Raw genomic sequence first — 13,894 nt, 5'->3', positions numbered from 1 at the left:
CCTCGGGGTGCCTCCCCCGGGAGCCCCCCATTCTTTCCGTCAGGCGGAAAGGGCGCTCCGTATGACGATAGCGCGGTTGTGGCGGATCGCGCCGATTCCTTCGCTACATCGGTTGACAAAACGCGGTGTGACGGCGTTCACTATATCGAGATACGAAATACAACTTCCATAATATGGAAAACACCAAGCCCCGAGGGAGGGCCCCGTGTCTGAAGTCGAAATCGCTGCAAAACCCAAGAAGCAGCGTTGGTACAGATCGCTGTTCGTCCAGGTCCTGATCGGAATTGCCCTGGGCATCGCCACCGGCATCCTGTTCCCCGAGTTTTCGCATCACCTGGCGCCACTGGGCGAGGGCTTCATCAAGCTCATCAAAATGGTGGTCGCCCCGCTGATCTTCCTGGTGATCGTCACCGGCATCGCGAAGGTCGGCAGCATGAAGGCGCTCGGCCAGATCGGCGCCAAAGCACTGCTCTGGTTCATGGGCGCGACGATCTGCGCGCTGGGGCTTGGCCTGCTGGTCGGCAACCTCGTGCAGCCGGGCAGTGGCCTCAATATCGACCCGGCCACGCTGGACACCTCCGCGCTGGACGAGAAGACGCAGGGCGGTCACATGCCCGGCGGCGTCGAGTTCGTCATGCACATCATCCCGACCAGCGTGTTCGACGCGTTCGCCACGAACAGCCTGCTCCAGGTGCTGCTGTTCTCGATCCTCTTCGGCGTCGCTCTCGCGTCCTACAGCGAGTCCGCCCCGCCGGTCCTGATGGACGTGATCGACCAGTCGCTGCACGTCATCTTCCGCATCGTCGGCTACATCATGTACCTGGCGCCGCTCGGCGCATTCGGTGCGATGGCCTACACCGTCGGCAACTACGGTGCCGGTTCACTCAAGTCCTTCGGGATCCTGGTGCTCGCGGCGTATGGCGCGGCCCTGGTCTTCATCGTCGTCCTCGCCACCGTTGTCAGGCTCCTGACCGGCGTCAATCCCTGGAAGTTCGTCAAGTACTGCCGAGAAGAGTTCATGCTCGCGCTGGGCACGGGGTCGTCCGAGGCCGTCATGCCCCGCATCATCAAGAAGCTCGACAACGCCGGCTGCGACCGCGCCGTCGTCGGACTGGTGATTCCCACCGGCTACTCGTTCAACCTCGACGGTGCCGCCATCTACCTGTCGCTCGCGATGATGTTCCTCGCGCAGGCGGTGGGCGTCGACCTCGGGTTCGGGGAGCAGCTCGCCATCATGGGCATCCTCATCCTCAGCTCGAAGGGCATGGCAGGCGTGCCGGGCTCCGCGTTCGTCGCACTCTCGGCCACCGCCGCCGCGATCGGCGCCTTCCCCGTGGCCGCAGTCGCGCTGCTCCTGGGCGCCGACCGGTTGATGGACTCCATGCGGGTCTTCACCAACCTGTTCGGCAACTGCATGGCCACGTTCGTGGTCGCGAACTGGGAGGGCCTGCTCGACAAGGACAAGATGCGGGCGGTTCTCGACGGGACGGTCACGCCCGACGACCCGGACGACGTCGTCGCCCACCCCCACCCCGGGCACGAACACCTCGCGACCACACCGGCCCAGCCGGCGATCGAGAAGCCCGAAGCGCTGACCGTGAACAGGACCCCGGAAGGAACGGTGAACCACCATGCCTGACACCCAGCCCACCGTCGGGCTCCTCGGTACCTGGGGCTATCACGGTCTGCTCGACGACGCCGAGCAGGTCTCGGTCGACACCCCGTACGGTCCCACCTCCGACAACATCGTCCTGGGATCCTCCGGGGGCCGCCGGCTCGCCTACCTGACCCGCACCGGGCGGCACCGCAACATCCCGCCGCACCGGATCAACGCCCGCGCCAACATCTGGGCACTGCACAGCCTGGGCGTCCGGACCATCCTCGCTCCCACCCCCTCCGGCTCGCTGCGACCGGCGATCGGTGTCGGATCGGTCGTCGTCCCCGACCAGTTGGTCGACCGCACCGGTCGCACCGACGACACGTTCCACGACGACGACGTCCACATCTCCTTCGCGGACCCGTTCTGCGTCCGCGGACGGCAGGCCGTGGTCTCGACGCTCCGCAGGAGCGGCTGGGTCGTCAACGACGGCGGCGTGATGGTCGCGATCCGCGGCCCCCGGTTCTCGACTCGCGCCGAATCCCGCTGGTACGCGGCCCAGGGCTGGGACCTGATCAGCATGACCCCGTATCCCGAAGCGGCACTGGCCCGGGAACTCGGCATGTCCTACACCTGCATCGCCCTGGTCACCGATCACGACGTCATCAGCGACACCCCGTGGCCGGTCACCCAGGATCTGGTGCGCGAAGGACTCGACGCCAACACCAAGCGACTGCGCGAAGCACTGCTTCAGGTCGCGATCGAACTGGCAGACAAGCCGGAAACGACGGCAACTGCCCACGGAAGAAGGAGCTGACAAGATGGCCGAATTGTTCTGCAACGGTGGAGCGATGCGTGGCGGAAACCTGCATCACAACGTGTCTGCGCACACGTTCCTCGGCACGGTACGGACCGCGCCGAACTACCGATTCTTCTCCGTACGCGACGAATTTCCTGCCCTTCTCCTGACGGAGACCGGAGGCGCCTCGATCGAGGGCGAACTCTACGACGTGCCGATCGGCGACATCCGCACCGACTTCCTCCCCGAGGAGCCCGAGGAACTCGAGCTCACCGTGATCGAACTGTCCGACGGCCGTTCGGTTCTCGCAGTGGGGCTGCGACCGGGTCTGCTCGAGAGTAAGGCCGGCGAGCTCACCGAGATTACCGATCACGGCGGCTGGCGACGCTACCGCGGCCTGCCCGAGCCCGACAACACCACCGTCTCCTGAACACCCCGAAAGCGAAAGAACAGCCGATGGACAACATTGCCTACACCCTGAACTGCTCGATCCTGCTCACCGACGTGCCGCTCCTGCAGCGCCCGCAGGCCGCCCGGAACGCCGGATTCGACGCCGTCGAATTCTGGTGGCCGTTCGACACCGCCGTACCGCAGGACAGCGACGTCGACGCCTTCGTGGCCGCGATCGAGAACGCCGGAGTGCAGCTCACCGGATTGAACTTCGCGGCGGGCAACATGCCGGCGGGAGATCGCGGACTGCTGTCCGACCCGGCGCAGGTGTCGGCGTTCCGCGACAACATCGACGTCACCGTCGGAATCGGAGAACGGCTGGGCACCAAAGCTTTCAACGCCCTCTATGGTAATCGTATCGACGGCACGGATCCGAAGATTCAGGACGACACGGCCACCGAGAACCTCGCCCAGGCGGGCAAGGCAGCGGACCGTATCGGTGCGGTCGTGCTCGTCGAACCGGTCAGTGGCACACCGGCGTACCCGCTGAAGACCGCGGCCGAGGCGATCGCCGTGATCGACCGGGTGAAGGCCGAGCACGGTGTCGATTCGCTCCGGCTCCTCGCGGACCTCTACCACCTCGAGGTCAACGGCGACGACGTCGGCGCCGCGATCGACACCTACGCCGACCGGATCGGGCACGTGCAGATCGCGGATGCGCCGGGGCGCGGCGAACCCGGCACCGGAACCCTCGACATCGACGGCTACCTGAAGAGGCTCGCCGGACACGGCTACCGCGGCTACGTCGGCCTCGAATACAAGGCGACGCGGCCCGACACGTTCGACTGGCTGCCCCGCGAGCAGCGCGCGACCCGCGCCGGCCGCTGACACACCACCACACTTCGACGGAATCGAGGAGACTCGTGAGCACAATCGCATTCATCGGACTCGGAATCATGGGCAGCCCCATGGCCGTTCATCTCACCAAGGCCGGCCACCAGGTGGTCGGATACAACCGCTCGCCCGAGCGCACCGCGGCACTCGTCGAGGCCGGAGGCACCGCGGCCGACTCCATCGCCAAGGCCGTCGCCGGTGCCGACGTCGTGGCCGTCATGGTCCCAGACTCGCCCGACGTGCAGGCCGTACTCGCCGGTGAGGACGGTGTGTTCGCGCACGCCCCGGCCGGCGCCCTGATCATCGACTTCTCCAGCATCCGGCCCGACGTCACCACCGCACTCGCCGCGCAGGCGGCGGAGCGTGGATTCCGGCTGATCGACGCACCGGTATCGGGTGGCGAGGCAGGCGCTAAGAACGCGGCCCTGTCGATCATGGCCGGTGGCAAGGACGAGGACTTCGCCGCCGCGAAGCCGATCCTCGACGTCGTCGGGAAGACCGTGGTCCACGTGGGCCCGAACGGCTCCGGGCAGACGGTGAAGGCCGCGAACCAGCTGATCGTCGCCGGCAACATCCAACTCCTCGCCGAGGCGATCATCTTCCTCGAGGCCTACGGTGTCGACACCGCGGCCGCCGTGGAGGTGCTCGGTGGCGGGCTGGCCGGATCGGCCGTCCTCAACCAGAAGGCGCAGAAGATGCTGGACCGGTCGTTCGAACCCGGATTCCGCATCGACCTGCACCACAAGGACCTCGGCATCGTGACCAGCGCGGCCCGTGAGGCCGGTGTCGTGACACCGCTCGGCGCGGTCGTCGCCCAGCTGATGGCCTCCGCCCGTGCGAACGGTGATGGCGGCCTGGACCATTCGGGACTGCTGCGTGGAGTGGAGCGGCTGTCCGGCCGCCCCTCCCAGTGACCCGTTTCAACTCGTAATCCTCGATGGAGAAGTGATATGCCTCGTATGCGCGCCGCTGACGCAGCGGTCAAGATTCTGGAACTCGAAGGCGCCACCCAGGCGTTCGGCCTCCCCGGTGCGGCGATCAACCCGTTCTACTCGGCTATGCGTGATCACGGCGGGATCAAGCACGTCCTCGCCCGCCACGTCGAGGGTGCCTCGCACATGGCCGAGGGATTCACCCGGGCCAAGGCCGGGAACATCGGGATCTGCATCGGCACCTCCGGGCCCGCAGGCACCGACATGATCACCGGCCTGTACTCGGCGATGGCGGACTCGATCCCGATCCTCGCGATCACCGGGCAGGCCCCGGTCGCGCGCCTGCACAAGGAAGACTTCCAGGCCGTCGACATCGCGTCGATCGCAGGCCCGGTCACGAAGATGGCGATGACGGTGCTCGAGCCGGCCCAGGTTCCGGGAGCGTTCGCGCAGGCATTTCACCTCATGCGGTCCGGTAGGCCGGGACCGGTGCTCATCGACCTGCCGATCGACGTGCAGTTGGCGGAGATCGAGTTCGATCCCGACACGTACCAGCCGCTGCCCGTGTACAAGCCGGCCGCGTCCCGTGCGCAGGCGGAGAAGGCGCTCGACATGCTGGGTGCCGCCGACCGCCCGCTGATCGTCGCGGGCGGCGGCATCATCAACGCCGACGCCTCGGACCTGCTCGTGGAACTGGCCGAACTGCTGGACGTTCCGGTGGTGCCGACGCTGATGGGCTGGGGCACGATCCCGGACGATCACCGTCTCGCGGCCGGCATGGTCGGACTGCAGACCGCGCACCGGTACGGCAACGCCACCATGCTGGCGTCCGACTTCGTCCTCGGCATCGGCAACCGCTGGGCCAACCGGCACACGGGCGGCCTCGACACCTACCGCAAGGGACGCAAGTTCGTCCACGTCGACATCGAGCCCACCCAGATCGGTCGCGTGTTCGCACCCGACTACGGGATCGTCTCCGATGCCAAGGCGGCGCTGGAACAGTTCGTCGCCATCGCGAAGGAGCGCAAGGCCGCCGGAACACTGGCGGACCGCAGCACCTGGGTGGAGGACTGCGCCACCCGGAAGCGGACCATGCAACGCAAGACCCACTTCGACGACGTGCCCGTCAAACCGCAGCGGGTGTACGAGGAGATGAACCGCGTCTTCGGCCGTGACACGCGGTACGTCAGCACGATCGGACTCTCGCAGATCGCCGGCGGCCAGTTCCTGCACGTGTACAAGGCCCGCAACTGGATCAACTGCGGGCAGGCCGGTCCGCTCGGCTGGACCATCCCGGCGGCACTGGGAGTGGTTGCCGCAGAGCCGGAGACGTCGGTGGTGGCGCTGTCGGGCGACTACGACTTCCAGTTCATGATCGAAGAACTGGCGGTGGGTGCGCAGTTCAACCTGCCGTACATCCACGTGGTGGTGAACAACTCCTATCTGGGGCTGATCCGTCAGGCGCAGCGCGCGTTCGACATGGACTTCTGCGTGCAACTGGGCTTCGACAACATCAACACCCAGGAGCGGAGCGAGCACGAGACGCTGCCCGCGGTGCCGAAGGGGTACGGCGTCGACCACGTCAAGGTCGCCGAGGGGCTGGGCTGCAAGGCCCTGCGGGTCACCGAGCCCGGCGAGATCGCCGGCGCGCTCGAGAAGGCCCGTGAACTCGCCCGCGAGCACAAGGTCCCGGTGGTGGTCGAGGTCTTCCTCGAGCGCGTCACCAACATCGCGATGGGCACCGAACTCGACAACGTCGCGGAGTTCGAGGATCTGGCGGAGAGCTGGGAGCACGCCCCCACGGCCCTCATGCTGCTGGACTAGGGGACACCGTGACACGTGTCCTGGTCGCACCCGACAAGTTCAAGGGGTCCCTCACCGCGGCGGAGGTCGCGGACGCTCTCGCCGACGGGCTCGTCGCCGGTGCACCGTCCTGGGTGATCGATCGCGTTCCGGTGGCGGACGGCGGCGACGGCACGGTCGCGGCCGCCGTCGCCGCGGGATGGACCCCGGTGCCGGTCGACACGACGGGACCGACGGGGCTGCCCGTGACCTCGTCGTACGCGGTGCGCGGTTCGACCGCGGTGGTGGAGCTGGCGTCGGCGGTAGGCCTGGTCCTGCTCCCCGGCGGTGCTCCGGACCCACTGGGTGCCAGTACATTCGGACTCGGCACCGTCGTCAGGCACGCGCTGGATGGGGGAGTCCGCGAGATCATCGTCGGTCTCGGGGGCAGCGCGTCAACCGACGGCGGTGCCGGCTTGTTGCAGGCTCTCGGCGTGCGTGTTCTCGACGCCGACGGCAGGGACGTCGCACCGGGCGGGGCGGCACTGCGCCACGCCGCCCGGGTCGACGTCACCGGTCTGCACCCGGCGGCGCGGGCGGCGCACTTCCGGCTCGCCTGCGACGTCGACAACCCGCTCCTCGGCCCGAGCGGCGCCACCGCCGTGTACGCGGGCCAGAAAGGCGCGGCGGCCGGACAACTCGTCGTTCTCGAGGACGCGATGACCCGGTGGGCGCAGGTCGTGCGCGCCGCGACGGGCCGCGATGACAGCCGGGCCGCGGGGGCGGGCGCCGCGGGCGGGGCGGCGTTCGGCGCGATCTCGGTTCTGGGTGCGGACATCCGGCCCGGCATCGACACGGTCCTCGGCCTCGTCGACTTCCGCGGGCGACTCGCCGCCGCCGACCTCGTTATCACCGGCGAGGGGTCGCTGGACGAGCAGAGCCTGCACGGCAAGGCCCCGATCGGCGTCGCGACCGAGGCACGGAGGGCGGGAATCCCCGTCCTCGCCGTCTGCGGCCGAAATCAGCTCAGCGACGCACAATTACACAGCTCCGGCATCTCCGCGGCCTACGCGCTCGCGGACCTGGAACCGGACCTTCACCGATCGATCGGACATGCCGCGGAACTCCTGCGCCGGATCGGCCGCACGATCGCCGCATCGTCCGACGAACTCGCAACACTCAGCACACGAGGAGAATCATGACTTCCGATTTCACCGCCCTGCCCGACCTCGCCTCGCGAGCCCTCGGCGGGAGCGTCTCCGCCGCCAACGACGAACTGTTCGCGCAGCGGGAGAACCTCATCAAGGCGGAGGCCCCGTTCTTCGACCCCGCGGACTTCGGGCACAAGGGCAAGGTCTACGACGGCTGGGAGACCCGCCGCCGCCGCGACGACGGCCATGACTACGCGATCGTCCGCCTCGGTTCCGCCGGCATCATCCACGGCGTCGTCGTGGACACCGCGCACTTCAAGGGCAACTACCCGCCCTTCGTCTCCATCGAGGCGGCGTCGATCGAGGGTTATCCGTCCATCGAGGACGTCATGAAGGCGGACTGGCAGACCATCGTCGAGAAGTCCCCGGCCGAGGGACACAAGGAGAACACGTACGCGGTCGCCGACCGGCACCGCTGGACGCACGTACGCCTCTCGATCTACCCCGACGGCGGCGTCGCGCGTCTGCGTGTACACGGTGAGGTCGTGCCCGACCCCCGGTTCCTGGACGGGACCGTGGACCTGCTGGCCGCGGAGAACGGTGGCCGCCTCGTCGGCTGCTCGGACGCGTTCTACGCCTCGCCCGCCAACATCATCCTTCCCGGCCGGGCCCGGAACATGGGGGAGGGCTGGGAGAACTCCCGGCGGCGCGGGGGCGGCAACGACTTCGCCGTGTTCTCGCTCGCCGCGGCCGGTCGCCCCCGGCACGTCGAGATCGACACCAGCTACTACGTAGGGAACGCGCCGGGCTGGGTGCGGCTGAGCACCGCCGACGCGCGCACCGCCGACATCGCGGACGAGGGCGCCTGGACGGAACTGCTGCCGCGCACGGCCGTGCAACCCGACACCCGGCACCGGTTCGTTCTGGACGCCGCCGCCGCGGCCACCCACCTGCGACTCGACGTCTACCCCGACGGTGGCCTGTCCCGGCTGCGGCTGTTCGGCGATCTCGACGAGACGGCACTGGCGGAGACGCGACGCACCTGGTGGGACGCGCTTCCGCAGACCCATCAGGCACTCGTCGCCGACCAGGCGCCCCGCTGATCGAGCGCACTCCCTACTCCTTCGACGAACCCGAGGAAACACCCATGCCCAACCCCAGTCCCGGTTACTCCATCACCGTTCGCGTCACGGCCCCGGTCGGCGCAGGCACCACGTCGACCCTCGCGGGGGCGGTGGCCTCCGTGAAGGGCGCCATGACCGCGTTGGACGTGGTCGAGAGCCACCCCGACCACATGGTCATCGACGTGACCTGCGACGCGTCCGACGTCGAGCACGCCGAGCAGATCGCGTCCGCGATCGCGGACGTGCCCGGCGTCGTGGTGGGCAAGGTCAGCGACCGCACGTTCCTGCTCCACCTCGGCGGGAAACTCGAAGTGGTGCCGAAGGTTCCGCTCAAGCACCGCGACGACCTGTCCCGCGCGTACACGCCCGGTGTCGCCCGGGTCTGCACCGCGATCGCCGAGAACCCCGAGGACGTACGACGACTGACGATCAAGCGCAACACCGTGGCGGTCGTCTCCGACGGTTCGGCGGTGCTGGGGCTGGGCAACATCGGTGCCGCCGCGTCGATTCCCGTGATGGAGGGCAAGGCGGCCCTGTTCAAGCAGTTCGCGGACGTCGACGCGTGGCCGGTGTGCCTGGACACCCAGGACACGGACGCGATCGTCGAGATCGTGCGGGCCCTCGCCCCGGTGTACGGCGGAATCAACCTGGAGGACATCTCCGCCCCGCGCTGCTTCGAGATCGAGGCCCGGCTCCGCGACATGCTGGACATCCCGGTGTTCCACGACGACCAGCACGGCACGGCCATCGTGGTCCTCGCCGCACTCACCAATGCGCTGCGGGTGGTCGAGAAGAGCCTCGACACAGTGAAGATCGTGGTCTCCGGTGTCGGCGCCGCCGGGCACGCGATCATCCGCCTGCTGGTCGCGCAGGGGGCGACGAACATCGTGGCGTGCGGTCGGAACGGGATCCTCTCGCCCGACGACACGTCCGACTCGTTCCGCTCGTGGATCGCGAACAACACCAATCCCGAGGCCCGGTCCGGGTCGCTGCAGGATGCCCTCGCCGGTGCCGACGTGTTCATCGGTGTGTCGGCACCGGACATCCTGACGGGCGACGACATCGCGACGATGGGTCCCGACTCGATCGTGTTCGCCCTCGCGAATCCGGTCCCCGAGGTCGATCCCGTCGCCGCCGGACAGCACGCTGCCGTCGTCGCGACCGGTCGGTCCGACTTCCCGAACCAGATCAACAACGTGCTCGCATTCCCGGGCGTGTTTCGGGGTCTGCTCGACGCCCACGCCGTCGAGATCACCGACGACATGCTCATCGCCGCCGCCCGGGCGATCTCCGATTCGGTGTCCCCGTCGGAGCTCAACCCCACCTACATCGTGCCGAGCGTGTTCGACGCGGCCGTCGCCCCGGCCGTGGCGGCAGCGGTGCGTGGTGTCGCCGGCGCAGGTCGTGACGACGATGTCTGATCCGCTCGATCTGCTGTTCCGTGCCCCGCGGGTGATCACCTCGGCAGGGGAGGTCGCGCGCAGTGTGGGCGTGCGCGACGGCCGGATCGTCGTCATCGAACCGTACGGGGCCCAACTCGACGCCGAGGTCGTCGTCGAACTGGGCGACGACGAAGTGCTGATACCCGGTCTCGTCGACACCCACGTGCACGTCAACGAGCCGGGCCGCACCGAATGGGAGGGTTTCGCGAGCGCGACCCGCGCCGCGGCCGCCGGCGGGGTGACCACGATCGTCGACATGCCGCTCAACAGCATCCCGCCGACCGTCGACGCCGCGGCCCTGGACGTCAAACGCCGGGTCGCGTCCGATCAGGCCTACGTCGACGTCGGGTTCTGGGGCGGCGCCGTGCCGGGCAACGTCCCGGACCTGCGTGCCCTGCACGACGCGGGCGTGTTCGGGTTCAAATGCTTCCTGCTGCACTCCGGCGTCGACGAGTTCCCGCCGTTGGATCCGGCGGAGCTCGAACTGGCGCTGAAGGAGATCGCGAGTTTCGGCGCGATGATGATCGTGCACGCGGAGGACGCACACGCGATCGACCGCGCGACGTCACCGGGCGGCGAGAACTATGCCGACTTCCTCGACTCGCGGCCGCGGGGCGCCGAGAATCTCGCCATCGCGGAGGTCATCGAGCTGGCCCGGTGGACGGGGTGCCGGGTGCACATCCTGCACCTGTCGAGCTCCGACGCGCTGCCGATGATCGCGTCGGCCCGCAAGGACGGCGTGAAGCTCACGGTGGAGACGTGCCCGCACTACCTGTCGTTCGTCTCCGAGGAAATTCCCTCGGGAGCAACGCAATTCAAGTGCTGCCCGCCGATCCGTGAAGCCGGGAACCGGGAACTGCTGTGGCAGGGCCTCGCCGACGGTGTGATCGACTGCGTCGTCACCGACCACTCCCCGTGCACGGTGGACCTCAAACGATTCGACATCGGCGACTTCGGGGTCGCGTGGGGCGGCATCGCGTCGCTGCAGGTGTCGCTGTCCGCGGTGTGGTCGGAGGCCAAGCGTCGCGGGCACACCCTGAACGACGTGGTCCGGTGGATGGCGGAGAACCCCGCCGAGCAGGTCGGGCTGAACACGAAAGGGCACATCGCGCTCGGGTACGCGGCGGATTTCGCGGTGTTCGCGCCGGAGGAGGCCTTCGTCGTCGACGTGGCCGCCCTGCAGCACAAGAATCCCGTCTCCGCGTACGACCGGCGTGCCCTCGCCGGCGTCGTGCGCAGCACCTGGCTGGCCGGAAAACGGATCGACCTCGACGAGGCACCCCGCGGACGGCTGCTCAGTCGCGGACTGGCCTGACCCCGCCGCGACCCCGCCCGCTGTCGCACTGGAACGAAATATCCAGTGCGGCAGCGGGTTTGTCGTGTTCGGGGCGGTGCGGCACCAAGATATATCCTGCGGAAATCATTGACCGGCCACTGTTGCCTGGCTCACACTTGGAGGGACCAATGGAACAAGCTTTCCGTGATACGGAAGTTAGTTCGCCGCCACGCAAGGACAGGCACATGCTCATAGACGACACAGTCTCGCGGCACACCACCACCGTCGACCACACTGCCGCCGCCGGCCGTCACACGACGACGAGTCCGAAACTCTACAACGCGGACCTGGCACCGACGAAGGCCGCAGGCCGTCGCTGGGGTTCCTACAGCATCTTCACGCTGTGGACCAACGACGTCCACAACATCGCCAACTACTCGTTCGCCATCGGCCTGTTCGCGCTCGGACTCGGCGGCGGCCACATGATCCTGTCGCTCATGATCGGCGCGGTCATCGTCTGCGTCGCCATGACCTACGCCGGATTCATGGGGCAGAAGACGGGCGTGCCGTTTCCCGTGATGAGCCGGATCAGCTTCGGCATCCGCGGGGCCCAGATCCCCGCGGTCGTCCGCGCGATCATCGCGATCGTCTGGTTCGGAATCCAGACCTACCTCGCGTCGATCGTCTTCCGGATCTTCCTCGTCGCCGTGGCGCCGTCCCTCGGCCGATTCGATCAGAACTCGATCCTCGGACTGTCCAGCCTCGGATGGATCTGCTTCATCGGGATCTGGGCGATCCAGATCGTCGTCCTCGTCTACGGGATGGAGGCCGTGCGCAAATTCGAGAGCCTGGCCGGCCCGCTGATCCTGGTCACCGTCGGCTCCCTGGCGCTGTGGATGCTGTTCCGCACCGACTTCTCCGTCGCCTGGGCGTCCGACAAGCCCGCATCCGGCGGGGAGATGTGGCGGCAGGTCTTCGCGGGCGCGGCCCTGTGGATGTCGATCTACGGCACCCTGATCCTCAACTTCTGCGACTTCTCGCGACGCTCCCCGTCGAAGACCGCCGTCGTGCGCGGCAACTTCTGGGGCCTGTTCGTCAACGTCCTCGCGTTCGCCGTCATCGCGTTCATCCTGTGCGGCGCCCAGTTCCAGATCGACGGGACGATCATCGACAGCCCCACCGACATCGTCGCCGCGATCCCGAACACCCTGTTCCTGTCGCTGGCCTGCCTCGCGCTCGTCATCGTCACGATGGCCGTCAACGTCATGGCGAACTTCGTCGCACCGTCGTACGTCCTGTCGAACCTCGCCCCCGAGAAGATCAGCTTCCGCAAGGCCGGCATCATCAGCGCCTGCATCGGCGTGGTCCTGCTGCCCTGGAACCTCTACGACAGCCCGGTGGTGATCAACTACTTCCTCGGTGGCCTCGGCGCCGTCCTCGGACCCCTGTTCGGCATCATCTTCGTCGACTACTGGTTCATCCGCCGCACCAAGGTCGACGTCCCCGCCCTCTACTCGGACAGCCCCACCGGAACCTATTACTACCGCAAGGGATTCAATCTGCGGGCGATCTATGCCCTCGTTCCCGCCGCCGTGGTCAGCACCCTGTTCGCGATCGTCCCCGCCTTCCATCTCGTCGCCCCCTTCTCGTGGTTCATCGGAGCAGGTCTCGCGGCAGCCATCTACGCCGTCGTCGGCGACCGGACCCGGCACTACGTGGACGCTTCCGGCGAGTCGATCGCCGTGGACAGCGGCCACGGCGACCACTGACAGGAGATTTCGATGCGCATTCTCGTCGTCAACGTCAACACCACCACGTCCATCACCGACGCCATCGCCAAGCAGGCCGAGGCCGCGGCAGCACCCGGAACCGAGATCGTCGGGCTCACACCGGAGATCGGTGCCGAATCCGTCGAAGGGAACTTCGAGAGCTACCTCGCCGCGATCGCGGTGATGGACCGGGTGCGGTCGTACCCCGAACCCTACGATGCGGTGATCCAGGCCGGATACGGCGAACACGGCAGGGAGGGTCTGCAGGAACTGCTCGACGTCCCCGTCGTCGACATCACCGAGGCCTCCGCGAGCATCGCGATGATGCTGGGGCACAAGTACTCCGTGGTCACCACCCTCGACCGAACCGTGCCGCTCATCGAAGACCGGCTCCGGCTCGCGGGTCTCGACGCCAAGTGCGCGAGCGTGCGCGCCAGCGGTCTGCCCGTCCTCGCACTGGAAACCGACCCCGAACGCACGATCGAGGCGATCGTCGACGAAGCCGAAGCCGCCGTGCGTGAAGACAAGGCCGAGGTGATCTGCCTCGGCTGCGGCGGCATGGCCGGACTCGACGACAAAATCCGTGAGCGCACCGGTGTTCCCGTGGTCGACGGAGTCAGTGCCGCTGTGAAATTGGCGGAATCTCTTGTAGGGTTGGGACTCTCGACCTCGAAGGTGCGCACGTACGCGCCCCCGCGTCCCAAGCGGATCACGGGATGGCCGCTCGCGAAGCCCTAG

General features: G+C 67.8%; 12 protein-coding genes. All 12 read left to right on the top strand.

Annotation, left to right across the window (positions count from 1 at the left end; translation table 11 throughout):
- The first annotated feature begins 205 nt into the window (after nt 1-205).
- Nucleotides 206-1,639, top strand: coding sequence for a C4-dicarboxylate transporter DctA (gene dctA / locus JWS14_RS13525; protein WP_206013491.1), 1,434 nt, complete (start codon nt 206-208; stop codon nt 1,637-1,639).
- Entirely contained in the window at nt 1,632-2,414 is a 783-nt protein-coding gene (locus tag JWS14_RS13520; protein WP_072950998.1) for an MTAP family purine nucleoside phosphorylase, read from the top strand. Before dctA ends, JWS14_RS13520 begins: the two co-directional genes overlap by 8 nt.
- A gap of 4 nt (nt 2,415-2,418) precedes the next feature.
- On the top strand, nt 2,419-2,826 hold the full coding sequence (locus JWS14_RS13515; protein WP_072951000.1) for an allophanate hydrolase-related protein: 408 nt from the start codon (nt 2,419-2,421) through the stop codon (nt 2,824-2,826).
- Between the two features lie 26 nt (nt 2,827-2,852).
- On the top strand, nt 2,853-3,674 hold the full coding sequence (locus JWS14_RS13510; RefSeq protein WP_206013490.1) for a hydroxypyruvate isomerase family protein: 822 nt from the start codon (nt 2,853-2,855) through the stop codon (nt 3,672-3,674).
- Between the two features lie 35 nt (nt 3,675-3,709).
- Nucleotides 3,710-4,594 (top strand): 2-hydroxy-3-oxopropionate reductase, encoded by an 885-nt coding sequence (locus JWS14_RS13505; protein WP_206013489.1) that lies wholly within the window; start codon nt 3,710-3,712, stop codon nt 4,592-4,594.
- Between the two features lie 36 nt (nt 4,595-4,630).
- Complete coding sequence (gene gcl / locus JWS14_RS13500) at nt 4,631-6,436, top strand: glyoxylate carboligase (RefSeq protein WP_206013488.1); 1,806 nt, start codon at nt 4,631-4,633, stop codon at nt 6,434-6,436.
- 8 nt (nt 6,437-6,444) lie between these two features.
- Nucleotides 6,445-7,596, top strand: coding sequence for a glycerate kinase (locus JWS14_RS13495; protein ID WP_206013487.1), 1,152 nt, complete (start codon nt 6,445-6,447; stop codon nt 7,594-7,596).
- Nucleotides 7,593-8,648: an allantoicase gene (gene alc, locus JWS14_RS13490; RefSeq protein ID WP_206013486.1), complete on the top strand. Its 1,056-nt coding sequence runs from the start codon at nt 7,593-7,595 to the stop codon at nt 8,646-8,648. Before JWS14_RS13495 ends, alc begins: the two co-directional genes overlap by 4 nt.
- Nucleotides 8,649-8,692: 44 nt before the next feature.
- A complete protein-coding gene (locus tag JWS14_RS13485; protein ID WP_206013485.1) occupies nt 8,693-10,090 on the top strand; it encodes an NAD-dependent malic enzyme in 1,398 nt (465 codons plus the stop codon).
- Nucleotides 10,083-11,426 (top strand): allantoinase AllB, encoded by a 1,344-nt coding sequence (allB, locus tag JWS14_RS13480; RefSeq protein ID WP_072951016.1) that lies wholly within the window; start codon nt 10,083-10,085, stop codon nt 11,424-11,426. Before JWS14_RS13485 ends, allB begins: the two co-directional genes overlap by 8 nt.
- Nucleotides 11,427-11,632: 206 nt before the next feature.
- Entirely contained in the window at nt 11,633-13,156 is a 1,524-nt protein-coding gene (locus JWS14_RS13475) for an NCS1 family nucleobase:cation symporter-1 (RefSeq protein ID WP_072951018.1), read from the top strand.
- A 12-nt stretch (nt 13,157-13,168) separates the two neighbouring features.
- Nucleotides 13,169-13,894 (top strand): aspartate/glutamate racemase family protein, encoded by a 726-nt coding sequence (locus JWS14_RS13470; protein ID WP_072951021.1) that lies wholly within the window; start codon nt 13,169-13,171, stop codon nt 13,892-13,894.

It is taken from the genome of Rhodococcus koreensis, assembly GCF_017068375.1.
Classification (GTDB): Bacteria; Actinomycetota; Actinomycetes; order Mycobacteriales; family Mycobacteriaceae; genus Rhodococcus_F; species Rhodococcus_F koreensis.
The sequence above is the reverse complement of the archived record's forward strand: the minus strand, read 5'-3'. Positions and strand labels throughout refer to the sequence as shown.